The following is a 24,092-nucleotide window of genomic DNA, read 5'->3' as shown; positions in this document are numbered from 1 at the left end:
GTTGCCGGTGCTGCCGGCACCGCAGGTTCCGGCGGGCGCGGACGGCTGAGCCCCGCGATCGCGGCACCCCGCCCCGGGCCGGCACCTCGGACGCCACACCCCGGGACGGGTGAGCGGCCGCGGTCAGCGGCCGGCTCGGTGAGGTCGGCCACGGAGTGGAGCAGGCACTGCCGCGTGCCGTGGCCGAGGTGACGGCGAAACCGCGGACGACGCGGTTGCCGGTGCTGCCGGCACCGCAGATTCCGGCGGGCGCGGACGGCTGGGACCTCGTGGCCACGACTCCACCCGTCCGCAGGGCGGCTCCCGAAGGTGCAGCCCCGCGCGGGTGAGTGCTCCGGTCGGAGCGCCGGCGGTCAGCGGTCGGCGTCGAGCGGTTCCAGGTCCAGGTCCTCGTCGAGGTCCGGGGCCGGGTCGGCGTCCTCCAGCTCGTCGTCGTTGTCGTCGTCGAAGACGGCGCTGACGTCGAAGCGGCAGACCACCTGCTGCGCGTCCACCTGATCGAACGGAGCCTCCAGCCACTCGCCGGGGTCCGCCGGTTCGTCGGAGGCCGTCACCCAGAGTGTGGAATCGCCCTCCTCGAGGCCGAACTCCTTGTGCCGGGAGGCGATCTCGTCGGGCTCGAACTCGCCGAACAGCAGGCCGAGCGCACCGTGGACGGTGCCCGATGCCTCCGGGATCTCGCCGTCCGCCGTCTCGATCCGCTGGGCGTGCGCCAGCAGCCGCTGTGGTTCCGCCACGGCGTAGTCACGGCGGATCAGCACACTCAGCGCGCTCGGCTCCTCGGGGCCGGTGTACGGCGGCAGGGCGTCCTCGGAGCCGGGGATCTCGAAGGGGGTGACCTCGTCGTAGCGGTCGTAGAGCAGCTCGTCGTACGCCTCCGCGGCCGCGGCCAGCTGGTTGAACGCGTCGTAGACGGCCGGGTCGTCCTCCCCCGACCGGCTCTCGACCGCGGCCAGGTGGCGGTCGAGCGCGGTCTTCACCGCCTCGGCGGCGGCGCGTACCTCGGCAGCGGTGGGCTGCGCAGCATCAGACATAGTGCAGACGCTATCCGTACCGGGGCCCGGCCCGCACAATAGATGCGATGCCGGAATACGAATTTGTCGACGTGTACGTGCCGCGCGGGGTCTCCCGCAAGGAAACGGCGCGTCTGCTGACGGACCACGCAGAGTACGGACACTGGGAGTTGTACCGCCTGACGCTGATGCGTGACGGCAGCCGCAGGGTGCGGCTGCGGCGGCGGATCATCCGCCAGGTGCGCGCCACCTGGTGAGCTCGCCTCTCCCGGCCGGAATCACACAACGGAGCGAGCCCCGCGGTCGCGGGGCCCGCCCCGTGTGTCCGATGTCACGCGGCGCTGCGGGCCTTGCGGTAGAGGACCGCGCCGGCGAGCAGGGCGCCCGCGCCGGCCGGGAGGGCGAGGCCCATGGGCAGTTCGCTGCCGGTCTGCGCCAGCTGCGCGTCGGCCCGGTGGCTGGTGACGGAGTGGGCGTCCGGCCGGTTGCCGTCCGAGGAGCCGGGCGGGGCCCCCTCGTCCGGGCCGTCCGGCTCGTCGCCGGGGTTCTCGGGCTGCTCGGGGCTGCCGGGGTCGCCCGGGTCACCGGGCTTCTCCGGTGACCCGTGACCCGGGTCGCCGTTCGCGCAGCCGTTGCCCTCGGTGGCGTTGCCGGCGCCGAGCACGTCGACGCTGTTGCCGCAGACGTTGACCGGGATGTGCACCGGCACCTGGACCTGGTTGCCCGATCCCACGCCGGGCGAGTCGCCCGTGCGCGCGTCGGCGCCCGAGCCGCCGTGGTGGGCGGATCCGGCGGGGCCGTCCGAGGCGGAGGCGCCACCCCCGTTGGCACAGGAGTTGCCCACCGACGGGTTGAGGACGCCGACGACGTTGACCGTGTTGCCGCAGACGTTCACCGGTGCGTGCACGGGTGCCTGCACCGTGTTGCCGGAGAGCACACCGGGCGATCCGGTGGCGGCGCCGGTCGCGCCGGAGTCGGCGTGGGCGCCCGCCGCGCCCGCGGCGAGCACACCCGTGGCGGCCGCCATGGTCATCAGGCCCTTGCGGGTGACCTGTCGCATTGCTGAAATCCCTGCCTTCACCTGGTACCGGGAAAGGGCGTCACGCTCGGATTCCCGGACTTCTGACGTTTCACGGAGACCGGTCGGCCCCGGAGCGCATGGCACGCGCTCCGGGGCCGACGGGCTCGAGCCCTCAGCGGACATGCCCTAGAGGGCGAGGCACAACGTCAGGCGTTGACGCAGGTGTTGCCGAAGGCGGGGTTCAGCAGACCGATCACGGAGACCGTGTTGCCGCAGACGTTCACCGGGATGTGGATCGGAGCCTGGATGACGTTGCCGGAAACGACACCCGGGGAGTGCACGGCGGCACCCTGGGCGCCCGAGTCGGCGGCGGCCATGCCCGCGCCCGCGAGAACCAGACCACCGGTGGCGGCGGCGACGGCGACGACCTTCTTGAGCATTGTTCCTCCTAGTTGGCAAAGCGATCCAAAGTCGCGGATCACATCACGGGTAACGAGGAGGAAGTAATGAGGCTACGTGCTTATCGTCGCATTCACTCTTCCCGGTCAACTCTGCACGCCTGCACGATTATCGGGTTCATCGGCTTACCGGTTCAGGACGCGTCCAGGAAACGGTCGAGCACCCGGACACCGAACGTCAGGCCGTCCACCGGCACCCGCTCGTCGACCCCGTGGAACATCCCCGCGAAGTCCAGCTCCGGGGGCAGCTTCAGCGGCGCGAAGCCGAAGCAGCGGATGCCCAGGTCGTCGAAGGACTTGGCGTCGGTGCCGCCGGAGAGCATGTACGGCACCGCCCTGGCGATCGGGTCCTCGGCGCTCAGCGCGGTCTGCATGGCGTCGACGAGCCGGCCGTCGAAGTCGGTCTCCAGCGCCTTGTCGGAGTGCACGTCCTCACGCTTCACCCGCGGGCCGAGGATCCGGTCGAGGTCGGCGAGGAACTCCTCCTCGTGGCCGGGCAGGAAACGTCCGTCGACGTGCGCGGTGGCCTGGCCGGGGATGACGTTGACCTTGTAGCCGGCACCGAGCTGGGTGGGCGCCGCCGAGTTGCGCAGCGTGGTGCCGATCATGCGGGCGATGCCGCCGAGCCTGGCCAGGGTCTCCTCCATGTTCTCCGGGTCGAGCTCGGTGCCGAGCGCGTCGGAGAGCTCGTCCAGGAAGGCCCGTACTGTCTTGGTGACCCTGACCGGCCACGTGTGCCGGCCGAGGCGGGCTACGGCCTCGCACAGTTCGGTGATGGCGTTGTCGTCGTTGGTCATCGAGCCGTGGCCCGCGGTGCCGTCCACGGTGAGCCGCATCCAGTGCATGCCCTTCTCCGCGGTCTCGACGAGGTAGAGGCGCAGTTTCTCGTTGACGGTGAAGGAGAAGCCGCCGACCTCGCCGATCGCCTCGGTGACGCCCTCGAACAGCTCGGGATGCCTGCGGACCAGGTGCTTGGCGCCGTACGTGCCGCCGGCCTCCTCGTCCGCGAGGAAGGCGAGGACGATGTCGCGCGGGGGCTTGCGTCCGCTGCGCATCCGGTCGCGCACGACCGCGAGGGTCATCGCGTCCATGTCCTTCATGTCGACCGCTCCGCGTCCCCACACGCAGCCGTCGGCGATCTCCCCGGAGAAGGGGTGGTGGGTCCAGTCGTCCGCGTTGGCCGGCACGACGTCGGTGTGGCCGTGGATGAGCAGCGCGGGCCGGGACGGGTCCTCGCCCTCGATCCGGGCCACCGTGGACGCGCGGCCCGGGTGCGACTCGAAGATCTTCGGTTCCAGGCCCACCTCGGCGAGCTTCTCGGCGACGTACTCGGCCGCCTTGCGCTCGCCGGGGCCCGAGTGGTCGCCGTAGTTGCTGGTGTCGATCCGGATCAGCTCGCGGCAGAGGTCCACGACCTCGTCCTCACCGGTGACGCTCCTGGCCGTGTCCGTCTCGCTCACGTGCTTCCTCCCGCTGCCGATGTCCCTGCTGGTGTGCCTGCTGGTGTGCCCGCTGGTGGGTCTCCCTCATCCTCCCTCCCCCACGGGCGTCCCCCAAGCCCCGGACCGGCCCGTCACCCGCCGGGCGCACCAGGACGCGGCGGGGCGGGGTGATCGGCCACCCCGGAACACCTGGTAATGTTTACGTCGTCGCCGCAGGGGGAAACCCGCGCGACAGACACCTTGTCCGGGTGGCGGAATGGCAGACGCGCTAGCTTGAGGTGCTAGTGCCCTTTATCGGGCGTGGGGGTTCAAGTCCCCCCTCGGACACCAGTGAGATGGATGAAGGGCCCTTGGTCACCAAGGGCCCTTCGTCGTTTCCCGCCGAGTCGGTGGCCCTCCCGCGGACGGCCACGGAGCGGGGCAGCGGCTCACCCGCGCCGAGCAGGTGCCACCCTCGTCCGTCCATGAGGCGCCCGGTGACGCGGAGCCGGGCCGGGGACTGCTCCTGGTGGCCCGGCCGGCCACCCACTGGGGCACCGGCCCACAGCCCACCGCGCCCGGCAAGACCGTCCGGGCGGAGCTCATCGGGACCGAGGAGCCTTGACCCGACGTGGGGCGAGCCTCGCGGGCCACTGTCGGGGCTCGGAACCGGCCGGGCAGAATAGCGGCCATGACCACACGTTCCTGCCCCTGCGGGTTCCCTGAGGCGTACGGGGCCTGCTGCGGCCGGTTCCACGCGGGGGCCGCCGCCGCTCCCACCGCCGAGCGGCTGATGCGGTCGCGGTACTGCGCGTTCGTGCGGCAGGACGGCGCGTATCTGCTGCGGACCTGGCATCCGGGGACGCGGCCGGAGCGGATCGACTTCGATCCCGGGATGCGGTGGACCGGGCTGGAGATCCTGGAGACGAGCGAGGGGTCCGCGTTCCACTCCACCGGGACGGTGACCTTCCGGGCGTCCTGGCGGGGCGGTTCGCTGCACGAGCGCAGCCGGTTCGAGCGGGTCGACGGGGCCTGGGTGTACGTCGACGGGGAGTTCCTGAGCTAGCTACGGCGCCAGGATGTCCAGTTCCTGCAGGGCGCCCTCGGTGATCTCGCGGGTCAGCCGCTCCGCGCGGGCGGGGTCGCGTTCGCGGACCGCCTCGGCGAGCTGGACGTGCAGGGTGACGGCGGCCGGGTCGGGGTCCTCGAACATCACGTCGTGGTGCGTGCGGCCGGCCAGCACCTCGGCGACGACGTCGCCGAGGCGGGCGAACATCTCGTTGCCGGAGGCGTTCAGGATCACGCGGTGGAAGGCCACGTCATGGAAGAGGTAGCCCTCCAGCTTGTGACCGCGTGAGTGGGCGACCATGCCGAGGGCGCACTCGGTGAGTTCGGCGCACTGCTCGGCCGTGGCGTTGCGCGCGGCGAGGGCCGCCGCGACCGGTTCGATCGCCGAGCGCAGCACCGTGAGCGAGCGCAGTTGCCGGGGACGGTCCGCGCCGGCCAGGCGCCAGCGGATGACCTGGGGGTCGTACACGTTCCACTCGCGGGTCGGCAGCACCGTCACGCCGACGCGGCGCCGGGACTGGACCAGGCGCATGGACTCCAGGACGCGGACCACCTCGCGCATCACGGAACGCGACACGTCGAAGCGCTGGGCCAGTTCGTCGGTGCGCAGAACGCTTCCGGGCGGGTATACGCCTGCCGTGATCTCGGGGCCGAGGGTGTCCAGTACGCGGCCGTGCAGCCCCCGGCCCGTGGTGCTCATGCACTCAGCGTACGGGGCGGATCACGCGAACAAAAGGTCAGACTTATATGTCACAGACTCTTGAATTCGTCGTATCTAATGCGCTTCAGTTGCGTCGACATCACGAGTCGACGAAGACAGCAGACAGTGAGGCATCGATGAACACCCCCCATGTCGTCGTGATCATGGGCGTCGCCGGCACCGGCAAGACGACCATCGGTCCTCTGCTCGCCGCCCGGCTCGACGTTCCGTACGCCGAGGGCGACGACTTCCACCCGCAGGCGAACATCGACAAGATGTCGGCCGGTACCCCGCTCGGCGACGACGACCGGTGGCCCTGGCTGGACGCCATCGGCGCGTGGGCGCACGAACGGGCGGGTCACGGCGGGGTGGTCAGCTGCTCGGCACTGAAGCGGTCGTACCGCGACCGGCTGCGGGCCGCCGCGCCCGGCGTGGTCTTCGTGCACCTCACCGGCGACCGCGCCCTCATCGAGGACCGGATGGCTCAGCGCCAGGGGCACTTCATGCCCACGGCACTGCTCGACTCCCAGTTCGCCACGCTCCAGCCGCTTCAGCCGGACGAGGCCGGCGTCGCCGTGGACGTCGCGGGCAGCCCCGGGGAGATCGCCGAACGGGCCGCCGCCGCCCTCGATGTCCTTCCCTAGCCGACCCGCACGGCAGGTCCCCGACCTCGCCCTTCCCCGGGGCCCCTTCCCCCGGTTTTCCCCCCACCCCCGTAGACCCAAGGGAACCCACCGTGACCAGACTCAGCGTCGAGATGCTGGCAGCGGACGCACCCGAGGCGATCACCTCGGCCGGCCACGCCCAGCTGGGCATCGCCGTCCTGGCGGGCATCGCCGTCATCGTCCTGCTCATCACCAAGTTCAAGCTGCACGCCTTCCTGTCACTGACCATCGGCTCACTGGCGCTCGGCGCGTTCGCCGGAGCGCCGCTGGACAAGGTGATCACCAGCTTCAGCGCCGGACTCGGCTCCACCGTCGCCGGCGTGGGCGTGCTGATCGCCCTCGGCGCGATCCTCGGCAAGATGCTCGCCGACTCGGGCGGCGCGGATCAGATCGTCGACACCATCCTCGAACGGGCCAGCGGCCGCATGATGCCGTGGGCGATGGTGCTGATCGCCTCGGTGATCGGCCTGCCGCTCTTCTTCGAGGTCGGCGTGGTGCTGCTGATCCCCGTGGTGCTGATGGTCGCCAAGCGCGGCAACTACTCCCTGATGCGTATCGGTATTCCCGCGCTCGCCGGTCTGTCCGTGATGCACGGTCTGGTCCCGCCGCACCCCGGCCCGCTGGTCGCGATCGACGCCGTCGACGCCAACCTCGGGGTGACACTGGCGCTGGGCGTGCTGATCGCCATACCGACCGTGGTCATCGCCGGTCCGCTGTTCTCGAAGTACGCCGCCCGCTGGGTGGACGTCCCGGCTCCGGAGGGGATGATCCCGCAGCGCCCCTCCGAGGACCTGGAGAAGCGTCCCGGCTTCGGTCCGACGCTGGCCACGATCCTGCTGCCGGTCGTGCTGATGCTCGCCAAGGCGCTGGTCGACATCGTCGTCGACGACCCCGACAACTCCGTGCAGCGCGTCTTCGACGTGATCGGCTCCCCGCTGATCGCCCTGCTCGCGGCCGTCCTGGTCGGCATCTTCACGCTGGGGATGCCCGCCGGGTTCAGCCGGGAGCGCATCTCCTCCATCGTCGAGAAGTCGCTCGCGCCGATCGCGGGCATCCTGCTGATCGTCGGCGCCGGCGGCGGTTTCAAGCAGACGCTGATCGACACCGGTGTGGGCCGGATGATCCTGGACATCTCCGAGGACTGGTCCATCCCGGCGCTGCTGCTGGCCTGGCTGATCGCGGTGGCGATCCGGCTGGCGACCGGTTCGGCGACCGTGGCGACCGTCTCGGCGGCCGGTCTGGTGGCGCCGCTCGCGGCCGACATGTCGACCACGCACACCGCCCTGCTGGTGCTGGCCATCGGCGCCGGCTCGCTGTTCTTCAGCCATGTCAACGACGCCGGGTTCTGGCTGGTGAAGGAGTACTTCGGGCTGACCGTCGGGCAGACGATCAAGACCTGGTCGGTGATGGAGACGATCATCTCGGTGGTCGCGGGCGCTCTGGTGCTGCTGCTGTCGCTGATCATCTAGCCGGACACCGGACGGACGGCCCGCCCGCTCCTCACCGGGGCGCGGGTGGGCCGTCGCCGTGTCAGGGGCGCCACAGCGGATGCTCGCGCTCCGCCCACTCCCGGCGGACGGATCCCGTGCGCATGCCGCGGCGGGCCTCCGGGTCCGCCAGGGCCATGCCGATGTGCCCGGCGAGCACGATGCCGAGGGTCAGCGCCAGCCAGTCGTGGACGAAGGTCGCGCTGGTGCGCCACACCAGCGGAGTGAGGTGGGTGAACCACATCATCAGACCGGTGCCCAGCATCACCAGGGTGGCTCCGGCGATCCAGGCCGCATAGATCTTCTGGCCGGCGTTGAACTTCCCGGCCGGCCGGGAGGAACGGCGCCTGTCGCGGCGCAGGACGGCGCCCAGCCAGGTGCGGTCGTGCGGCCCGAAGCGGTTGAGGCGGCCCAGGTCGGCGCGGAAGGCCCGGGAGAGGAGCCCGGCGAGGACGGGGACGGGCAGGGCGAGACCGGACCACTCGTGGACGGTGACGACCAGGGCGCGGCGGCCCACGAGCTGGGCGAGCTGGGGGACGTAGAGGCAGGCGGCCGTGAGGACGCAGACGCCCGTCAGTACGGCCGTGGTGCGATGCACCAGGCGTCCGGCCCGGTCGAAGCGCGGTACGGCCGTGACGGCGGGCGGGGCGTCAGTCCGTGGGCTCATCGTCACGCCCGTTCGAGCGGCCGACCCAGGCGTCGACGTCGTAGCCGCGTTCCTCCCAGTAGCCGGGTTCGACGTCCTCGGTGACGGTGATGCCGGAGAGCCACTTGGCGGACTTGTAGAAGTACATCGGGGCCACGTAGAGGCGGGCGGGGCCGCCGTGGGCGTGGCCGAGGTCCTCGTCCCGCATGCGCAGGGCGACGAGGACGTCGGCGCGGCGGGCCTGGTCGAGGGTGAGGCTCTCGGAGTAGGCGCCGTCGAAGCAGGTGAAGCGCACCGCGCCGGCTGTCGGGCGCACCCGGGCGGCGTCCAGGAGCCGGGACAGGCGCACCCCTTCGAACGGCGTGTCCAGAACCCGCCAGCCGGTGACGCACTGGACGTCCCGGACCGTACGGGTCTGCGGCAGGGCCCTCAGCTCGGCCAGCGTGTAGCTCGCGGGGCGGTCGACCAGGCCGTCGACGGTGAGGCGGTAGGTCTCCGCGTTCTTGCGCGGCACGGAGGAGGTCACCGAGTAGTAGCGGAAGCCGCCGCCGTTCGGCAGCAGTCCGGTCAGGCCGGTGGGGTCCTTGTCGGAGGCTCCGGCGAGGAAGGACTCCAGGCCGCGCTGGAGGGTGGGCGCGGTGGCCACACCGAGGGCGCCCAGGCCGAGGGTGCCGAGCAGGACGCGGCGGCCGAGGGGCCTGCCGGGCTCGTCCGGTCCGGTTCTGGCGGTCCGCCCGGTCCGCGTGTCCTGGCCTTCCGGCGGCTGTTCGGAGTTCACCGCTCCATTCGAGCACCCGCGCCCCGGCCGGGCCAGGGTTCGCGGGTGCCCGTAAGAATTCCGTCACCACCGTGCCCCTACGGGGTGCGCTCGGCCTCCTGGTCGAGCTGGAAGGCCTCGTTGCCCTGCCCGATGCGGGCGTGTGTCTCGGGCGCGCGGGCGCGCAGGACCGCGCCCTGGACCAGCCCGATGACGAGGGCGAGTCCGATGACACCGGGCAGGACCCAGCTCAGGACGGAGCCGGGGCCGGCCCCCACCAGGACGTCGAAGTCCTTGACCGTGTAGCCCGCGATCACCACCAGGGCGATGCCCGCCAGCACCGAGGTGCCCAGCCGCCAGGCCTGTGCGCCCGCGGCTCCGCGCCGGACGAAGAAGACGATGACGGACAGGGAGGCGATGGCCATGAGCACGATCACGCCGAGCGCGCCGATGTTACCGCCCCAGGTGAACAGGCGCAGGACGGGCGCGGTGGGGTCTCCGGCCGGCTTGTCGTCGGTGAGCGCGAAGACGAGGATCAGCACGGTGGCGATGCCGGTCTGCAGCAGGGAGCCGGTGCCGGGGGCGCCGCTGGTGCCGGTGGTGCGGCCGAAGGCGGCGGGCAGCAGGCCCTCGCGGCCCATGGCGAAGGCGTACCGGGCGACGACGTTGTGGAAGCTGAGCATCGCCGCGAACATGCCGGTCACGAAGAGGATGTGCAGGACGTCGGTGAAGGTGCCGCCGAGCCGCTCCTCGGTGAGGAAGAACAGCAGTCCGGCGCTCTGCTCCTGGGAGGTTCCGATGATTCCGGAGGGGCCGGTGGCGATGGTGAGCGCCCAGCTGCTGATGGCGAAGAAGACGGCGACGCCGGTGACCGCGAGGAACATCACGCGCGGCACGACCTCGTGCGGCTTGCTGGTCTCCTCCGCGTACACGGGGGCCTGTTCGAAGCCGAGGAAGGCCGCGATGCAGAAGCACAGGGCGGTGCCGACGCCGGCGCCGGTGAGCGTGTCCGGGTTGAAGGCGTGCAGCGACAGGCCCTCCTTGCCGGGGTCGGCGATGGCCGCGATGTCGAACGCGACGACCAGCAGGACCTCGATGACCAGCAGGACGCCGAGGACCCGGGCGTTGACGTCGATCTTCAGCCAGCCCAGTGCGCCGACGGCCAGGACGGCCACCAGCGACGGTATCCACCAGGCGATCTCGATGTCGGCGTAGGTGGCGAGGAGGCCGGAGACCTCGAAGCCGAAGATGCCGTAGATGCCGACCTGGAGGGAGTTGTAGGCGACGAGCGCGACCATGGCGGCGCCCGCGCCCGCGGTACCGCCCAGTCCGCGGGAGATGTAGGCGTAGAAGGCACCCGCGTTGTGGACGTGCCGGCTCATCTCGGCGTAGCCGAGGCTGAAGAGGACCAGTACGGTGCCGAGGACCACGAAGAGCAGCGGCTGGCCGACGATGCCCATCACCGCGAATGTGGTGGGCATGACACCGGCGACCACCATGAGGGGGGCGGTCGCGGCGAGCACGGAGAGCAGCAGGCCCCCCGTGCCGAGGCGGTCGGCGCGCAGCGCGCGCTCCTGCCCCTTGAACGTACTGATGCCGCCGGCTGTGGCTCTGCGCTTGCTCGAACTGTCCGTCGTCATCTCGAGACCGTCCTCGGGTCGGTGGTGGTTTCGGCGCGTGCGGGAGCGTGAGGTGCGGGGTGGGCGGGTGGGGTCAGACCGTGCCCAGGGCGACGGCGCGGGCGGTACGGAAGGCCGTCAGGGGATCCCGGTCGGGGTAGGACCAGGGGGCCGGGGCGGCGTGGTCGCCGATGCGGTGGAACAGGGCGGCTGCCTCGGCGCCCCGGCCTTCGCACACCTTGGCGTGGGCGAGGAAGTTCAGGTCGACCAGCCGGCGCGGATGGTCCTCGTGCTCCCACTCCAGCCACCAGTCGAAGGCGGCCTTCATCACCTGGCGGGCCCGGCGGCCGACCCAGTGCCCGGAGGAGACCGGGTCGGCGGGCTGGTGTCCGGCGGCGGCCAGGGTGCGGTAGCGCTCGGCGTGCGCGATGACCGGCAGAATGGCCAGCGGGGAGTCGGCGGGCGCCTGTTCGGCGGCCCAGTTGGCGAAGTCGTACACCTCGTGCAGCGGGTCCGGGCCCGCCTCCACGCGCCGCTCCGCGAGCCAGGCGACCACCAGGTGGTGGGCGTGGTGGTGGTCCGCGTACCGGGTGCGGACCTGTTCGAAGACCGGGACCACGTCGCCCTCCGCCCCCAGGGAGCACTCCAGGAGGAGCAGGCCGAGCCAGGGGGTGGGGTCGGCCGGCCGGAGCTCCGCGGCCCGGTGGCAGGCCTCGCGGACACGGGCCGGTTTCTCCTTGCCGCGCAGGGCGCGCCGCACCTGGGCGAGGGCGAGCAGCACGGAGGCGTCAGCGGAGTCGGGCTCGGCCAGCAGCCACTCACGGGCCCAGCCGGCACAGTACGACTCCCTGGCGAGCACCGTGATCCGATGTGCCCGGCGGTCCCAGTCGTCCCCCGTCCGGACCAGCAGGGTACGGGTGCTCTGCCAGCGGCCCTGCGCCAACGCGGCTCGTGTGTCAACGAGTTCGGCGTCGTCGAGAGCCTCGTCGAAGGCCTGTGCCGCGCGTTTGCGGGCACGGCCGAGGGGAGGCGGGGGTGGGGACACCGCGGGACTTCCTCACGCGCTCTTCTTGTGGCACGGCCCACGGCGGGCGGTCGGTCCGGCAGTGGTCGGCTGCCGAATGCCATGAGCTGATCACAGACAGCAAACCGTCAGCCGACGGATCACGTCAAGGGCGCCCGGGGTGTTACACGCGTCAACTGCGGTCACGAACGGGCAACTTGTGGCACCGGAGGTACGTGTGTTCGCAGGGCGCGGCTCGCGGAGACCTCTGCTTGGATTCCGGTATGAGCGCTGACGAGATCATCGACATCGTCGACGGACACGACCGGGTGGTCGGGCAGGCACCCCGCGGGGAGGCCTACGCGCGGGGTCTGCGACACCGGTGCGTCTTCGTCCTGGCCCGCGACGCACGCGGGCGTGTCTTCGTCCATCGCCGGACGGCGGCCAAGCTGGTCTTCCCCTCCCTGTACGACATGTTCGTCGGCGGGGTCGTCGGCGCGGGCGAGGGGTACGACGAGGCGGCGCTGCGGGAGGCGGAGGAGGAACTGGGCGTGAGCGGTCTGCCGCGCCCCGCGCACCTGTTCACGTTCCTGTACGACGACGGGGCGGGCCGGACCTGGTGGTCGGCGGTGTACGAGGTGCTCTGCGAGCAGCCGGTGCGGCCGCAGGCCGAGGAGGTGGCCTGGTACGACTTCCTGCCGGAGGCGGAGGTGGAGCGCCGGCTGGGCGAGGGCGGGTGGGCGTGGGTGCCGGACGGGGTGGCGGCGTACGAGCGGCTCAGGGCGTGGCGGCCGGGTACGTCCGAGCGCCGGTAGGGTCGCAGGCGTGATCGACTTCGTGCGGAACGTCCGGTTGTGGTTCGCACCCGGGGAGGCGCGGCGGGAGGGCGTGACGCCCGACTACCGGTTCTCCCTGGCGAACGAACGGACGTTCCTGGCCTGGCTGCGTACCGCGCTCGCGCTGATCGGCGGCGGGTTCGCGGTGGACCAGTTCCTGCCGGACCTGCGGTGGGCGTGGCGGGTGGGGCTCGCGCTGGCGCTGCTCGCCACCGGGGCGTTGTGCGCGCTGCGGGCGGTCAATCACTGGGTGCGGTGCGAGCGGGCGATGCGGCGGGGGGAGGATCTGCCGGTGTCGCGGTTTCCGGCACTGCTGAGCCTGGTGGTGGCGGTGGTGGCGGTGGTGATGGTCGTCGTGGTGCTCTTCGGGTGGGCGGAATGAGCGGGGCGGCGGCCGGCCGGAGGGTCGAGCGGGATCCCGGGCTGCAACCCGAGCGGACCCGGCTGGCGTGGCGGCGTACGACGCTGTCGAGCACGGTGGTGGTGGTGCTCGCGGCGAGGGCGGCGCTGGGGGGCGACGGCGGGGGGTGGCCGGTGGTCGCGGGGTCGGCGGGGGTGGTGTGCGGGGGGTGGATGGCGCTGCTGTGGATCGCTCGTGGGCGGATCCGGACGTTGGCCGGGGGTGGCGTGCCGGGGCCGATGGGTCCGCGGAGCGGGGCCGCCGCGGTGGTGTGTGTGGTGGCGATGGTGGGGGGTGGCGTGGGGCTGGTGCTGCGGGCGTAGCGGGTGTTCCGCCCCGCCGCCCCTTCCCTCCCCCGCACCCGGCTTCGCTCGAGCGGGAGGTGCCCCCATCGTCCCTGGGCGCTGCGCCGGACCCCCTGTCGGCCCTGCGGGCCTCGTCCTCGAACTCCCCCGGAGGGGGCCCCAAGGGGCCCCGGACGAGCCTATTCGGGCAGCGTCACCACGATCTTGCCCCGGGTTCGGCCCTCCTGGTTGAGACGGTGGGCCTCCGCCGCCTCGGACAGGGGGAAGGTGCGCGAGACATGGACCGTCAGGGCGCCCTGGTCGGCCAGGTCGGAGAGGTGCGCCAGGTCCTGGGGGTCGGGGCGGACGAACCAGTAGTGGCCGCCGAGGTCCACCACCTCCGGGTCGATGATCGAGGCCAGGCGGCCGTCGGGGGCCAGGAGGTTCGCGGACGCCCGCAGGGCCTCGCCGCCCACGGTGTCGAACACCGCGTCCACGCCCTCGGGGGCCAGTCCCCGTACCCGTTCCACGAGACCGTCGCCGTAGCTCACCGGTTCCGCGCCCAGTCCGCGTACGAAGTCGTGGTTGTGCTCGCTCGCCGTGCCGATCACCCGGGCGCCGAGATGGGCGGCGAGCTGGACCCCGAGGGAACCGACCCCACCGGCCGCGGCGTGCACCAGGACGGTCTCACCCCGTTGGACGCCGAGGACACGGTGCAGCGCCTGGTAGGCGGTCAGGCCCGCGAGGGGCAGGCCCGCCGCCTCCTCGAAGGAGAGACTGCGCGGCTTGCGCGCCAGGGTCCGCACCGGCGCCGCGACGTACTCGGCGAACGTCCCCCGGGACAGGACGTCCTCGCGTACGTAGCCGATCACCTCGTCCCCGACGGAGAACTCCGGTACGGCGGGACCCGGTTGCACCACCACGCCCGCGACGTCCCAGCCGGGGACGACAGGGAAGGCCGTCGGAAGGATCGCGTCGAGGTAGCCTTCCCGGCACTTCCAGTCGACCGGGTTGACGCCTGCCGCCCGTACCTTCACCAGCACCGAGTCGGGACCGACCTTGGGATCGTCGACCTCTCCGGATTCGAGCACCTCGGGGCCGCCGTACCGTGTGTAGCTGATCGCCTTCATGACTCCGACCCTCCGGGGTGCGCCCGCGCCGTGCAAGCCGGGTCGATCGATATGCGCCATTCGCGTGGTGGCGGGACGTCCGGCGGGTGCCCTGAGCATCTATCGTGGACCCGGTCACGTTTCGTCCTCGCTCTGGACGACATACCGACCGGTCGGCATCATAAGGCGGGTACTGTTTCCAGCCCGTAGGAGCGACGATGAGCCCCGACCACCCGCCCGGACTCGATCTCGACCGGCTTCACGGCCTGCTCGAAAAGGAGCGGCCCGGCCTGGTGAGCGGTCCCCTCTCCGGCCGGCTGATCGAGGGCGGCAGGTCGAACCTCACGTACGCGGTCTCCGACGGCGGCGCGAAGTGGGTCGTCCGGCGTCCCCCGCTCGGCCACATCCTGGCCACGGCGCACGACATGAAGCGCGAGCACCGGGTGATCAGCGCGCTGCACCCCACCGCCGTACCGGTGCCGCGGCCGGTGCTGCTGTGCGAGGACGAGACGGTGCTCGGAGCGCCGTTCTACGTGATGGAGTTCGTGGAGGGCACTCCGTACCGCACCGCCGGCCAGCTCGCTCCGCTCGGTCCCGGGCGCACCCGGGACGCCGTGCTGAACCTGGTGGACATCCTCGTCGAGCTGCACGCGGTGGATCCCGGCGAGGTGGGGCTCGCGGACTTCGGCCGGCCCGAGGGCTTCCTGGACCGGCAGTTGCGGCGCTGGGGCAAGCAACTGGACGCCTCCCGCAACCGGGAGCTGGCCGGGATCGACGAACTGCACGCGGCCCTCGGGCGCGAGCTGCCCGTCTCCCCCGCGCCGGCCGTGGTGCACGGCGACTACCGGCTCGACAACGCGCTGATCGGCGACGACGACACGATCAAGGCCGTCCTGGACTGGGAGATGTCCACCCTCGGTGATCCGCTCACCGATTTGGGGCTGCTGGTGATGTACAGCATGCCGCTGGGGATGCCCGACTCGCCCGTCTCGACGACCGCCGAGGCCCCCGGGCACCCCACACCGGCCGAACTGGTCGAGCGGTACGCCGCGCGGTCCGGACGCGATGTCTCCGCGGTGTCCTGGTACACGGCGTTCGCCTGGTTCAAGCTCGCCGTGATCCTCGAGGGCATCCACTACCGCTACACGCTGGGCCAGACGGTCGGGCGCGGTTTCGACCGCATCGGCGAACTGGTCCCGGTCTTCATCGAGCACGGTCTGACCACTCTTCAGGAAGGCTGACCAGTCATGGACTTCGCGTTCGACGCGCGCACCGAGGAGCTGCGCGCCAAGCTTCTCGCCTTCATGGACGAGTACGTCTACCCGGCCGAGCAGGTCGCCCACGCACAGCGTTCCGGGCTGGAGTCGCCGTGGGAGAACGTCCCCGTCGTGGAGGAGCTGAAGGCCGAGGCCCGCCGGCAGGGGCTGTGGAACCTCTTCCTCCCCGACGACACGTACGGCGCCGGCCTCACCAACCTCCAGTACGCCCCGCTCGCCGAGATCATGGGCCGCTCCCCGCAGATCGCGCCGACCGTCACCAACTGCGCGGCGCCCGACACCGGGAACATGGAGGTGCTGACGCAGTTCGGCGACGAGGCGCAGAAGAAGCAGTGGCTCCAGCCGCTGCTGGCCGGTGAGATCCGCTCGGCGTTCGCGATGACCGAGCCGGACGTGGCCTCCTCGGACGCCACCAACATCACCACGCGCATCGAGCGGGACGGTGACGACTACGTCATCAGCGGACGCAAGTGGTACATCTCCGGGGCGATGCATCCGGACTGCAAGATCTTCATCGTGATGGGCAAGACCGACCCGGACGGGGCGGACCTCCGCCGTCAGCAGTCCATGATCCTGGTGCCGCGTGACACCCCGGGCGTCACGATCGAGCGTGCCATGCGGGTGTTCGGCTACGAGGACCATTACCACGGCGGACACGCCGAAGTGGTCTTCGACCACGCGCGGGTGCCGGTGTCGAACCTGATCGGGGAGGAGGGCGGCGGCTTCGCCATCGCGCAGGCCCGCCTCGGTCCCGGCCGGATCCACCACTGCATGCGGCTGATCGGCATGGCCGAGCGTGCCATCGAGCTGATGTGCCGCCGCGCGGTGTCGCGGGACGCCTTCGGCAAGGCGCTGGCGCAGCAGGGCGTGGTCCAGAACTGGATCGCCGACGCGCGGGTGGCGGTCGAGCAGCTGCGGCTGCTGGTGCTGAAGACGGCCTGGATGATGGACACCGTGGGCAACCGGGGCGCCCACACCGAGATCCAGGCCATCAAGATCGCCACACCGCGCACGGTCGTCGGCATCCTCGACCGGGCGATCCAGCTGTACGGCGCGGGCGGGGTCAGCCAGGACCTCCCGCTGGCCGAGCTGTACGCCGGTGCGCGCACGCTGATGATCGCCGACGGTCCCGACGAGGTGCACCAGCGGTCGCTGGCGCGCCGGGAGCTGAAGAAACACCGCTAGGCACGGGCGTCGGCACCGCCGGAGGGGCAACCCGGCGGCGCCGCCGCGCCCCGGAGGAAGCGTGCGGGGGGCCGGCGGGGCGGGAGTCGTGGCGCGGTGAGGGCACGGCGGCATATCGGGGGCGCAGCCGTCCCCGGGCCGGGAGGCGGGACATGGTGAGGGCCTTACCGCCGCCGGACCGGCTCCTGCCGCAGACGCGCGCCGTCGTTGCCGGCGGACCGGCCACCCTGTGTACGGCCGGGCCCGGCGGCACACGAGGGCGCGGCCCGTTCCCCGGACCGGGAGCCTGAGTGCGGTGGGAGCCCGGCATCAGCGCCACAACCACCGTCGGACCGGCTCCCGGCACGGACGCGCCCAGTCGTTCCCGCCGGACGCCCCTCCTCACCACGGCCAGGCTGACCACCGGCGCAGCCGTCCCCCCGGGCCGATGGGCCGGGAAGCGGAGCGAGGGTGAGGGCCTGCGTCAGCGCCGCCACCACCGCCGGACCGGAACCTGCCGCAGACACGCGCCGTCGTTGCCGGCGGACCGGCCACCCTGTGTACGGCCGAGCCCGGCGACACCCGGCGCGGCCGTCTCACGGGACGGTGGGCGGGTCAGGCGCGCAGGGCGCGCAGGAGGAGGTCCGCCAGGTGGTCGGCGACCTCCTGGGGGCTGAGCGGGCCGTCGGGGCGGTACCAGGTGGACAGGTGGTGCACCGAGCCGAAGTGGTAGTCGACCACGAGGTCCGCCGGGGTGGCCGTGGAGAAGACGCCCTCCCGCTGGCCCTCCTCGATCAGCGCACGGAAGCGTTCGTGGTAGCGGCGGCGTTCGGCGCGCACCTGCCTGTTCTTCTCCGGGCCGAGGTGGTGCATGGAGCGGAAGAAGATCGACGCGTCGTCGAGGTTCTCGATCGTGGTGACGACGACGTCGGCGGCCGCGCCGCGCAGCCGCTTCTCGATCGGCTCGTCGGCGTTCGCGAACTGGTCCAGTCGCTCCTGCTGGAGGCGCAGCACGCGCGCGTACACCTCGTGCAGCAGGTCGTCCTTGGAGCCGAAGTAGTGGTAGAGCGCCCCCTTGGTGACGCCGGCCGCCTCGACGATCTCCTGCACCGAGGTGCGGTCGTAGCCCTGCTCGGCGAAGAGCCGGGTGGCGGCGGCCAGCAGCCGCTGCGGCACGGGGGCCCCGTCACCGTCCGTCGTCCTGGGCACTGCCGCCACCCGCCTTTCCATGTCGCTGTCCGTGGTCTGGATCGGGAACGCGGTCCCGACGGAGGATCTTCCCACTGTCCGCGCCCGGCGGCTGCGGCGGGCTCTCCGCCGGACGCGGACCCGTGCGGGCGGCCGGTGCCTCCCCCTCCCGGCCGGCGGGTACAGCCGGGTCCCTGCCGACCCCGGCCGGGCCCGTCAGCGGGTGGTCTCCCAGTGCTGCTGGATGCGGTTCATGCCGGAGAGCCAGCGCTCGGGATCGGCGGCGCGCGCCTGGTAGTACTCGGCGACCTCGGGGTGCGGAAGGATCAGGAAACGGTCCTCCTCGATGCCGCGGAAGAGAGCGTCGGCCACGTCGTCCGGTGCGATCGCGGTGGGCTTGAGGACCAGGTCTCCCGCGCTGCCGCTGGCGTCGAGCATGTCGGTGCGCACACCCTGCGGGCAGATTGCGTGCACCTTCACCCCGCGGTGGCGGTACGTCAGCGACAGCCACTCGGCGAAGGCGTAGGCGCCGTGCTTGGTGACGCTGTAGGGGGCGGTGCCGATCATGGTGAGCAGGCCGGCGGCGGAGACGGTGGAGACGAAACGGCCGCTGCCGCGCTCCAGCCAGTCCGGCAGCAGCGCGTGGGCCGCGCGGACGTGCGCCATGACGTTGACGTCCCAGGAGAGGGCCCAGCCCTGGTCGTCGAGGGGCCCACCGGGCTCCCCTCCGTCGCGGCCGACGCCGGCGTTGGCGCAGTAGACGTCGACCGTCCCCCCGAGCGCCTCCCGGGCCTCGGTGACGGTCGAGGAGGCGTCGCCCGGGACCGCGATCCCGCCGATCTCCTCCGCGACGGCCTTCGCGCGGTCCGCGTCCAGGTCGTTGACCACGACCTGCGCGCCCTGGGCCGCGAAGCGGCGGGCGAGCGCCGCTCCGATGCCGCCACCGGCTCCCGTGACGACCACCTTCGCACCCTGCACGGCTTGCACCATCGGACTCCTTCGACGCGGCTCCCAGCGGCTTCCGGCCGTCAGACTAACCGGTCGGTATGCCCGGTGGAAGAGGTCTTCGGCGCGGGACCGGTCAGGTTCACCCCCCGGGCCGGTCCCGCGCGCTAGCGTGCGTGGGCATGACACCCGCCGCGATCACGGAGGTCACCGTATGAAGCTGTCCAGACGGAACCTGTTCGCCACCACCACGGCCGCGCTCGCGGCCTCCGCCGCGCCGGCGGCCGCCGCTTCCGGGCCTGCGTCGCCCCGCGGTGGCGGCCGGAGGCTGCGCACGGGTTTCGAACGGCTCGCGGCGGACGGTTACCGGCCGCTCGACGGTCAGCGGGTGGGCGTGGTCACCAACCCGACCGGCATCACCCGGGACGCGCGGCACATCGTCGACGTGATGCACGGGGACGACCGGATCGACCTGATCGCCGTCTTCGGCCCCGAGCACGGCTTCCGGGGAACGGCGCAGGCCGGCGGGTCCGAGGGCCGCCACGACGACCCGGCCACCGGGCTGCCGGTCTACGACACGTACCTGAAGAGCGGTCAGGAACTCGCCGACATCTTCACCGCGTCCGGCGTGGACACCGTCGTCTTCGACATCCAGGACGTGGGCGCGCGGTTCTACACCTACATCTGGACCCTGTTCGACTGCATGGAGTCGGCGCGGCTCGCGGGCAGGCGGTTCATGGTCCTGGACCGGCCGAACCCGGTGACCGGGCGGGCCGCGCTGGGTCCGGTGCTGCACAGGGAGTTCGCGACCTTCGTCGGACGGCAGCCGATCTCGCAGGCGCACGGCATGACGGTGGCGGAGCTGGCGAGGCTGTTCAACGGGGAGTTCCTGCCGACGCCGGTACCCCTGGAAACCGTATCGATGTCGGGCTGGAAGCGGTCGGACTTCTATGACGCCTCCGGGCTGCCCTGGGTGCCGCCGAGCCCGAACATGCCGACGCCGGAGACGGCGCTGGTGTACTCCGGGACGTGTCTGTTCGAGGGGACGAACCTGTCGGAGGGGCGCGGCACCACCCGGCCGTTCGAGCTGCTGGGCGCGGAGGGGATCGGCCGGGGGTGGGCGGAGGAGGCAAATGGTCTGGGACTGGCGGGCGTACGCCTGCGCGAGGCGTACTTCGCGCCGACGTTCTCCAAGTTCCAGGGCAAGACCATCGGCGGCGTGCAGGTGCATGTGCACGACCGGGAGTCGTTCGACCCGGTACGCACGGGGATCGGGCTGCTGATCACGGCCAGGCGGTCATGGAGCGGGTTCGCCTGGCGCCCGGACCACTGGATCGACAAGCTCACCGGCTCCACCCTCGTACGCACGATGATCGACGCGGGCGCGGACACGGACGAGGTGACCGGCGGCTGGCAGGAGGAGCTGGCGGAGTTCCGCCGGACGCGGCGGGAGTACCTGCTGTACCGCTGAGCGGGGCAGGGCGGCGGAGACCGCGGGCGGCGCCGCGGGGCGGACGACGACGGCGGCGGGTCGCGGAGAGCGGCCCGGCGCCGTCCGCGTGTGCGCGCTCCACCCCTGTGACCTGCGCTGTCGCGGGACCGGTCACCCCCGTACGGCGCGGCTGGCGCGGCGGATCGGAGATCGGTGTGCATATCGGCCGGATGTTCAGGAACCCGTGGAAGCCGCGGGGAGTTCTCAGGCTGTCGAGGGGAACCCCACCCTGCGGGCACCGATGGTGTTACTGCCGGTATCCCCGTGGACGACCACAACTGAAGCACGGGCCAAGGGAGTTGGCGCACGTGCTCCTGCGGCCGACCGAAGGGGGCCTTCGAAAAAGGATGGAGCCGATTCGCGTGTCGATACGTCTACTCGGTGACGTCCGTTCGACGACGCCGAAGTGACCGGATTACAGGTGCAGGTGTGACGGAGGTGCAGGACGATGGCCGGTTTCCGGAGTCTGGCGAGACAGGTCCGAGATCCGCGGTGCGATCTGGCGCTGAGGCGCTATTCGCTGCGCAAGTGCCTTGAGCGATTCGCCCCCTACGGGCACAGGGCGACCTGGGACCATCTGTGCTCGCGGGCCGGGTTCGATCCCGAGGACCGCTCCGTCGACCCGGTGCGGCTCGTGGCCGCACTGGACGAGCTGGAGGAGGCCCGGGCGGTCTGGCTGGCCTACGAGGTGGAGTTCGCCGAGCGCCGCAGGAAGGAGAAGCACGACGGGCTGCGCAGCCCGGGCAGTGTGGACGACTGGCACCGGCTGACCTGGGGAGGTTTCGGTGTGGCCTGGTGCGACGATCCGCGGGTGCACCCGCGGGAGCCGCTGGCCGAGGTGCTGCGGCGGCTGATCGCCGCCCTGGAGCGTGAGCCGGGTACGGCCTGCCCCGTGTGCCGGGGGGAACGGCTCATGTGGCGCCACGACCTGGATCACGAACCCTCGGCGGGCCCGGTCTGCACGGACTGCGGAATCCTGGTGCCGCGTCCCGTGCTCACCCCCGGAGCACTGGCGGACGCCCGCCGGGTGAGGCTGCTGGTGTCGGCCTGAGACGCCTGGTCCCGGCCTGAGACACCTGGTCCCGGCCTGAGACACCTGAGAGATCCGAGGGACAGGGAGCAACGGGGGCAGGGGGTGCGCCGGGGATGCCGCACCCCCGATGGCTCCGGGGACCGCAGCAGGCACTGTCGACGCTGCGCGTCACCGCCGAGATCCTGGCCGTCCACGAGCATCCGGGCGCCGACGCCCTCGTCTCCCCCCGCCTGTCGGCCTGGGCCGCCCCACCGGTTCTTTCTCCCCTCCGGGGGAGGCACGGCTGTCGGCGGTGGGGAGCATGCGGGGGTCAGCGGCCGCCCTGCAGCAGGCTGGAGCCCGTGATGCGCTCACCGAAGACGTCGTCCGGGTTGGACAGGACACAGCTGTCCAGGGAGAGGCAGCCGCACCCGATGCAGTCCGTGAGGTGGTCTCGCAAGCGGTTGAGCTGGCGGATGCGCTCGTCCAGCTCCGAGCGCCAGACCTCCGAGAGGTGCGCCCAGTCGTCCCGGGTGGGGGTGCGCTCCTCGGGCAGCTCGGCGAGCGCCTCGCGAATCATGGCGAGCGGGATGCCGACGCGCTGGGCGGCGCGGATGAAGGCGACCCGGCGCAGGGTGTCGCGACTGTAGCGGCGCTGGTTCCCCGGCGTGCGGCGACTGCTGATCAGCCCTTTGGACTCGTAGAAGTGCAGGGCGGAGACGGCGGCGCCACTGCGGGCGGAGAGCTGGCCGACCGTGAGTTCGTGGATCTTCTCTGGAATCCGGTGCACTCCTCGAACCCTACCGATTGCCATCGGCTCCCGGGGCACCCGTGTCCGTTGACAGGGACTCCCGGGCCGACCATGCTAAGCAGTTGCTTAGGCATGCGCAGCGGATGCGCCTGCGACTACGTGACGCGAGAGGCCGGGACATGGCAGAGCCGAGGATCTTCACGTCCGTCGACGCCCTGAAGGCGGCGGTGGGCGAGCAGCTGGGGTACACCGACTGGCTGGAGGTCGACCAGAAGCGGATCGACCTGTTCGCCGAGGCCACCGGTGACCACCAGTGGATCCACGTCGATCCGGAGAAGGCCGCGGCGGGACCGTTCGGGACGACCATCGCGCACGGCTATCTGACGCTGTCGCTGCTGCCGCTGTTCGGTCCGCAGCTGATCTCCGTCGAGGGCGTGAAGATGGGCGTCAACTACGGCACCAACAAGGTGCGTTTCCCCGCCCCCGTGCCGGTCGGCTCGCGGGTCCGCGCCACCGCGACGATCACCGCCGTGGACGAGGTGAAGGGCGGTGTCCAGGTGACCACCGCGTTCACCGTCGAGCGCGAGGGCGGCGACAAGCCGGTCTGCGCGGCGGAGTCGGTGGCCCGCTACTACCTCTGAGCGGCGCCGGCTCCCCGGGCCCCGACCATCCTGAGCACGAGATCGGCGTAGAGCTCGCCGACCTCTTCGGGGGTGCGGGGCCCGTCGAGGTTGAACCAGCGGGCCACGTCGATGCAGAGCGAGAGCACGGCGAGGGTGGTGCCCTGGACGTCCGCGACGTCGAAGTCGCCGGTGCGCACCCCCTCCTCGATGATCCCGCGCACCTCGGCGTCGACCTGGCGCCGCAGCGCGAGGATCTCCGCGCGGGCGTCGGGTCCGAGCGAGTCGAGTTCGTACTGCACGACCCGGGCGGTGGTACGGCCGCCCGCGTGCCAGCGGACGAAGGAGCTGACCGCGTCGGCGAGGCGTTCCGCCGGGCCACCCTGGGTGCGGGCCGCCGTGCGCATTATCTCCACGGCCTTCTCGTGGCCGATCCTGCTGATGCGGTGGAGCAGCTCTTCCTTGGTCTTGTAGTGGATGTAGAGCGCCGCCGGGCTCATCCCGGCACGGCCCGCGATGTCGCGGGTCGTCGTGGCGTGGTAGCCGCGCTCCGCGAACGCCTCCACGGCAGCGAGCAGTAGCCGTCGGGCCGCGTCGGGCGTGACCTCACCCCACGGCTGCGCCTCATCGCCGGCCGTCTCCTCCGCCGTACTCATCGCTCACCTCATTCGCTGGCAGGAGTAACACCATACCGGCAAGGGTGAGCGGGCGCTTAGCGCCGGTCCCGGCGGAGCACCGCGGAGCGGGGCCGGGGAGCCGCGCGGGCCGGAGGACGTGGACCGTGACCGGGGCCCGCCGGGACGGGATCCGGCGCACGGCGCTTCGCCTCAGAGCTTCTGCAGCGGGTCGTACTCGGCGAGAAGCTTCTCCAGGCGGGCCTGGTCGACCCGGTTCACGATCGCGCCGGCCTCCTGGCGGTCGCGGATGACCTTGGCCAGGGTGAACGCGGAGGTGACGAGGTACAGGACCGCGATGCCCAGGAAGGCACGGACCCAGACGTCGGTCTCCAGGTTGAAGATGCCGATCGCGGTGGCGCCCATGGCCACTGCGAAGGATGCCATGGCCTGCATGTAGAAGGCGGCCGTACTCTGCTGCTTGACCGGTGTGTCGCTCATGGGGACAAGAATCGGCGGATGTGGCCGCGACCACATCCGCT

At 71.8% G+C, this 24,092-nt stretch carries 28 protein-coding genes and 1 tRNA gene; 14 read left to right on the top strand and 15 right to left on the bottom strand.

Annotation, left to right across the window (positions count from 1 at the left end):
* Positions 1–353: 353 nt before the first annotated feature.
* The gene (locus tag HTV45_RS13300) at positions 354–1,034 is read right to left on the bottom strand and encodes a hypothetical protein (protein WP_215205944.1); all 681 of its coding nucleotides are present in this window, start codon (positions 1,032–1,034) and stop codon (positions 354–356) included.
* A 47-nt stretch (positions 1,035–1,081) separates the two neighbouring features.
* On the opposite strand from HTV45_RS13300, the gene HTV45_RS13295 reads away from it, so the two are divergent.
* Positions 1,082–1,270, top strand: coding sequence for a DUF5703 family protein (locus HTV45_RS13295; protein WP_004933366.1), 189 nt, complete (start codon positions 1,082–1,084; stop codon positions 1,268–1,270).
* Positions 1,271–1,344: 74 nt separating this feature from the next.
* Here the strand turns inward: HTV45_RS13295 and HTV45_RS13290 are convergent, their stop codons facing one another.
* The 3 genes from HTV45_RS13290 to HTV45_RS13280 form a co-directional block, all read right to left on the bottom strand.
* Positions 1,345–2,073, bottom strand: a complete 729-nt coding sequence (locus HTV45_RS13290; RefSeq protein WP_215205943.1) for a chaplin — start codon at positions 2,071–2,073, stop codon at positions 1,345–1,347.
* 167 nt (positions 2,074–2,240) lie between these two features.
* Complete coding sequence (gene chpH, locus HTV45_RS13285; protein ID WP_215205942.1) at positions 2,241–2,474, bottom strand: chaplin ChpH; 234 nt, start codon at positions 2,472–2,474, stop codon at positions 2,241–2,243.
* Between the two features lie 152 nt (positions 2,475–2,626).
* A complete protein-coding gene (locus HTV45_RS13280; protein WP_215205941.1) occupies positions 2,627–3,952 on the bottom strand; it encodes a M20/M25/M40 family metallo-hydrolase in 1,326 nt (441 codons plus the stop codon).
* Between the two features lie 224 nt (positions 3,953–4,176).
* On the opposite strand from HTV45_RS13280, the gene HTV45_RS13275 reads away from it, so the two are divergent.
* From HTV45_RS13275 to HTV45_RS13265, 3 genes are all read left to right on the top strand, one after another.
* Positions 4,177–4,264 (top strand) — tRNA-Leu (locus HTV45_RS13275).
* Positions 4,265–4,379: 115 nt separating this feature from the next.
* Positions 4,380–4,538: a hypothetical protein gene (locus HTV45_RS13270; RefSeq protein ID WP_215205940.1), complete on the top strand. Its 159-nt coding sequence runs from the start codon at positions 4,380–4,382 to the stop codon at positions 4,536–4,538.
* 66 nt (positions 4,539–4,604) lie between these two features.
* Positions 4,605–4,979 (top strand): YchJ family protein, encoded by a 375-nt coding sequence (locus tag HTV45_RS13265; protein ID WP_215205939.1) that lies wholly within the window; start codon positions 4,605–4,607, stop codon positions 4,977–4,979.
* Here HTV45_RS13265 and HTV45_RS13260 read toward each other — a convergent pair whose 3' ends face one another.
* Positions 4,980–5,681, bottom strand: a complete 702-nt coding sequence (locus HTV45_RS13260) for a FadR/GntR family transcriptional regulator (RefSeq protein WP_215205938.1) — start codon at positions 5,679–5,681, stop codon at positions 4,980–4,982.
* Positions 5,682–5,818: 137 nt separating this feature from the next.
* On the opposite strand from HTV45_RS13260, the gene HTV45_RS13255 reads away from it, so the two are divergent.
* Together HTV45_RS13255 and HTV45_RS13250 are read left to right on the top strand one after the other, a co-directional pair.
* Positions 5,819–6,325, top strand: coding sequence for a gluconokinase (locus tag HTV45_RS13255; RefSeq protein ID WP_215205937.1), 507 nt, complete (start codon positions 5,819–5,821; stop codon positions 6,323–6,325).
* 92 nt (positions 6,326–6,417) lie between these two features.
* A complete protein-coding gene (locus tag HTV45_RS13250) occupies positions 6,418–7,815 on the top strand; it encodes a GntP family permease (RefSeq protein ID WP_215205936.1) in 1,398 nt (465 codons plus the stop codon).
* Positions 7,816–7,876: 61 nt separating this feature from the next.
* Here the strand turns inward: HTV45_RS13250 and HTV45_RS13245 are convergent, their stop codons facing one another.
* The 4 genes from HTV45_RS13245 to HTV45_RS13230 all read right to left on the bottom strand — a co-directional run bounded on the left by HTV45_RS13245 (position 7,877) and on the right by HTV45_RS13230 (position 11,900).
* Positions 7,877–8,500, bottom strand: a complete 624-nt coding sequence (locus tag HTV45_RS13245) for a cytochrome b/b6 domain-containing protein (RefSeq protein ID WP_215205935.1) — start codon at positions 8,498–8,500, stop codon at positions 7,877–7,879.
* Positions 8,484–9,158, bottom strand: a complete 675-nt coding sequence (locus HTV45_RS13240; protein ID WP_215206184.1) for a molybdopterin-dependent oxidoreductase — start codon at positions 9,156–9,158, stop codon at positions 8,484–8,486. Before HTV45_RS13240 ends, HTV45_RS13245 begins: the two co-directional genes overlap by 17 nt.
* A 176-nt stretch (positions 9,159–9,334) precedes the next feature.
* Positions 9,335–10,876: an APC family permease gene (locus HTV45_RS13235; protein WP_215205934.1), complete on the bottom strand. Its 1,542-nt coding sequence runs from the start codon at positions 10,874–10,876 to the stop codon at positions 9,335–9,337.
* A gap of 73 nt (positions 10,877–10,949) precedes the next feature.
* Complete coding sequence (locus HTV45_RS13230; RefSeq protein WP_215205933.1) at positions 10,950–11,900, bottom strand: hypothetical protein; 951 nt, start codon at positions 11,898–11,900, stop codon at positions 10,950–10,952.
* Between the two features lie 242 nt (positions 11,901–12,142).
* Between HTV45_RS13230 and HTV45_RS13225 the strand changes: the two genes are divergently transcribed.
* From HTV45_RS13225 to HTV45_RS13215, 3 genes are read left to right on the top strand one after another with little or no spacing between them, the layout of a single operon-like run.
* Positions 12,143–12,673, top strand: a complete 531-nt coding sequence (locus tag HTV45_RS13225) for an NUDIX domain-containing protein (RefSeq protein WP_215205932.1) — start codon at positions 12,143–12,145, stop codon at positions 12,671–12,673.
* A 10-nt stretch (positions 12,674–12,683) separates the two neighbouring features.
* On the top strand, positions 12,684–13,076 hold the full coding sequence (locus HTV45_RS13220) for a DUF202 domain-containing protein (protein ID WP_215205931.1): 393 nt from the start codon (positions 12,684–12,686) through the stop codon (positions 13,074–13,076).
* Positions 13,073–13,417: a DUF202 domain-containing protein gene (locus tag HTV45_RS13215; protein ID WP_215205930.1), complete on the top strand. Its 345-nt coding sequence runs from the start codon at positions 13,073–13,075 to the stop codon at positions 13,415–13,417. The genes HTV45_RS13220 and HTV45_RS13215 overlap by 4 nt, the downstream gene beginning before the upstream one ends.
* Before the next feature lie 161 nt (positions 13,418–13,578).
* Here the strand turns inward: HTV45_RS13215 and HTV45_RS13210 are convergent, their stop codons facing one another.
* Positions 13,579–14,508 carry an NADP-dependent oxidoreductase gene (locus tag HTV45_RS13210; RefSeq protein ID WP_215205929.1) on the bottom strand — a complete coding sequence of 310 codons (930 nt, stop codon included), beginning with the start codon at positions 14,506–14,508 and terminating at the stop codon, positions 13,579–13,581.
* Positions 14,509–14,705: 197 nt separating this feature from the next.
* Here HTV45_RS13210 and HTV45_RS13205 point away from each other — a divergent pair, with 197 nt between their 5' ends.
* Together HTV45_RS13205 and HTV45_RS13200 are read left to right on the top strand one after the other, a co-directional pair.
* Positions 14,706–15,728, top strand: coding sequence for a phosphotransferase family protein (locus HTV45_RS13205; protein WP_215205928.1), 1,023 nt, complete (start codon positions 14,706–14,708; stop codon positions 15,726–15,728).
* A gap of 6 nt (positions 15,729–15,734) precedes the next feature.
* Positions 15,735–16,949 (top strand): acyl-CoA dehydrogenase family protein, encoded by a 1,215-nt coding sequence (locus HTV45_RS13200; protein WP_215205927.1) that lies wholly within the window; start codon positions 15,735–15,737, stop codon positions 16,947–16,949.
* 594 nt (positions 16,950–17,543) lie between these two features.
* On the opposite strand, the gene HTV45_RS13195 is transcribed toward HTV45_RS13200, so the two are convergent.
* Both HTV45_RS13195 and HTV45_RS13190 read right to left on the bottom strand, forming a co-directional pair.
* Positions 17,544–18,137, bottom strand: coding sequence for a TetR/AcrR family transcriptional regulator (locus tag HTV45_RS13195; protein WP_215206183.1), 594 nt, complete (start codon positions 18,135–18,137; stop codon positions 17,544–17,546).
* A 195-nt stretch (positions 18,138–18,332) separates the two neighbouring features.
* Positions 18,333–19,106, bottom strand: a complete 774-nt coding sequence (locus HTV45_RS13190) for an SDR family oxidoreductase (RefSeq protein WP_215205926.1) — start codon at positions 19,104–19,106, stop codon at positions 18,333–18,335.
* Between the two features lie 169 nt (positions 19,107–19,275).
* On the opposite strand from HTV45_RS13190, the gene HTV45_RS13185 reads away from it, so the two are divergent.
* Positions 19,276–20,532 (top strand): exo-beta-N-acetylmuramidase NamZ domain-containing protein, encoded by a 1,257-nt coding sequence (locus tag HTV45_RS13185; RefSeq protein ID WP_215205925.1) that lies wholly within the window; start codon positions 19,276–19,278, stop codon positions 20,530–20,532.
* Positions 20,533–21,001: 469 nt separating this feature from the next.
* Positions 21,002–21,604 (top strand): hypothetical protein, encoded by a 603-nt coding sequence (locus HTV45_RS13180; protein WP_215205924.1) that lies wholly within the window; start codon positions 21,002–21,004, stop codon positions 21,602–21,604.
* A 292-nt stretch (positions 21,605–21,896) separates the two neighbouring features.
* Here the strand turns inward: HTV45_RS13180 and soxR are convergent, their stop codons facing one another.
* Positions 21,897–22,355, bottom strand: coding sequence for a redox-sensitive transcriptional activator SoxR (gene soxR / locus HTV45_RS13175; protein WP_308309540.1), 459 nt, complete (start codon positions 22,353–22,355; stop codon positions 21,897–21,899).
* 140 nt (positions 22,356–22,495) lie between these two features.
* Here soxR and HTV45_RS13170 point away from each other — a divergent pair, with 140 nt between their 5' ends.
* Complete coding sequence (locus tag HTV45_RS13170) at positions 22,496–22,957, top strand: MaoC family dehydratase (RefSeq protein ID WP_215205922.1); 462 nt, start codon at positions 22,496–22,498, stop codon at positions 22,955–22,957.
* Here HTV45_RS13170 and HTV45_RS13165 read toward each other — a convergent pair.
* Both HTV45_RS13165 and HTV45_RS13160 read right to left on the bottom strand, forming a co-directional pair.
* Positions 22,948–23,592 (bottom strand): TetR/AcrR family transcriptional regulator, encoded by a 645-nt coding sequence (locus HTV45_RS13165; protein ID WP_215205921.1) that lies wholly within the window; start codon positions 23,590–23,592, stop codon positions 22,948–22,950. The two genes, HTV45_RS13170 and HTV45_RS13165, sit on opposite strands and share 10 nt — an antisense overlap.
* A 171-nt stretch (positions 23,593–23,763) precedes the next feature.
* Positions 23,764–24,051, bottom strand: a complete 288-nt coding sequence (locus HTV45_RS13160) for a YiaA/YiaB family inner membrane protein (protein WP_215205920.1) — start codon at positions 24,049–24,051, stop codon at positions 23,764–23,766.
* Positions 24,052–24,092 lie beyond the last annotated feature (41 nt).

Source organism: Streptomyces sp. CHD11 (assembly GCF_018638295.1).
Lineage (GTDB): Bacteria > Actinomycetota > Actinomycetes > Streptomycetales > Streptomycetaceae > Streptomyces.
Note: the sequence above shows the minus strand (reverse complement) of the source record. Positions and strands in the feature narration are given on the sequence as shown.

Coding starts and splice junctions, on each gene's coding strand:
- HTV45_RS13185 (WP_215205925.1), top strand. CDS start 19,276: ATGAAGCTGTCCAGACGGAACCTGTTCGCCACCACCACGGCCGCGCTC.
- HTV45_RS13180 (WP_215205924.1), top strand. CDS start 21,002: ATGGCCGGTTTCCGGAGTCTGGCGAGACAGGTCCGAGATCCGCGGTGC.
- HTV45_RS13265 (WP_215205939.1), top strand. CDS start 4,605: ATGACCACACGTTCCTGCCCCTGCGGGTTCCCTGAGGCGTACGGGGCC.
- HTV45_RS13215 (WP_215205930.1), top strand. CDS start 13,073: ATGAGCGGGGCGGCGGCCGGCCGGAGGGTCGAGCGGGATCCCGGGCTG.
- HTV45_RS13295 (WP_004933366.1), top strand. CDS start 1,082: ATGCCGGAATACGAATTTGTCGACGTGTACGTGCCGCGCGGGGTCTCC.
- HTV45_RS13245 (WP_215205935.1), bottom strand. CDS start 8,500: ATGAGCCCACGGACTGACGCCCCGCCCGCCGTCACGGCCGTACCGCGC.
- HTV45_RS13205 (WP_215205928.1), top strand. CDS start 14,706: ATGAGCCCCGACCACCCGCCCGGACTCGATCTCGACCGGCTTCACGGC.
- HTV45_RS13255 (WP_215205937.1), top strand. CDS start 5,819: ATGAACACCCCCCATGTCGTCGTGATCATGGGCGTCGCCGGCACCGGC.
- HTV45_RS13225 (WP_215205932.1), top strand. CDS start 12,143: ATGAGCGCTGACGAGATCATCGACATCGTCGACGGACACGACCGGGTG.
- chpH (WP_215205942.1), bottom strand. CDS start 2,474: ATGCTCAAGAAGGTCGTCGCCGTCGCCGCCGCCACCGGTGGTCTGGTT.
- HTV45_RS13165 (WP_215205921.1), bottom strand. CDS start 23,592: ATGAGTACGGCGGAGGAGACGGCCGGCGATGAGGCGCAGCCGTGGGGT.
- HTV45_RS13160 (WP_215205920.1), bottom strand. CDS start 24,051: ATGAGCGACACACCGGTCAAGCAGCAGAGTACGGCCGCCTTCTACATG.
- HTV45_RS13200 (WP_215205927.1), top strand. CDS start 15,735: ATGGACTTCGCGTTCGACGCGCGCACCGAGGAGCTGCGCGCCAAGCTT.
- HTV45_RS13170 (WP_215205922.1), top strand. CDS start 22,496: ATGGCAGAGCCGAGGATCTTCACGTCCGTCGACGCCCTGAAGGCGGCG.
- HTV45_RS13300 (WP_215205944.1), bottom strand. CDS start 1,034: ATGTCTGATGCTGCGCAGCCCACCGCTGCCGAGGTACGCGCCGCCGCC.
- HTV45_RS13210 (WP_215205929.1), bottom strand. CDS start 14,508: ATGAAGGCGATCAGCTACACACGGTACGGCGGCCCCGAGGTGCTCGAA.
- HTV45_RS13190 (WP_215205926.1), bottom strand. CDS start 19,106: ATGGTGCAAGCCGTGCAGGGTGCGAAGGTGGTCGTCACGGGAGCCGGT.
- HTV45_RS13260 (WP_215205938.1), bottom strand. CDS start 5,681: ATGAGCACCACGGGCCGGGGGCTGCACGGCCGCGTACTGGACACCCTC.
- HTV45_RS13290 (WP_215205943.1), bottom strand. CDS start 2,073: ATGCGACAGGTCACCCGCAAGGGCCTGATGACCATGGCGGCCGCCACG.
- HTV45_RS13235 (WP_215205934.1), bottom strand. CDS start 10,876: ATGACGACGGACAGTTCGAGCAAGCGCAGAGCCACAGCCGGCGGCATC.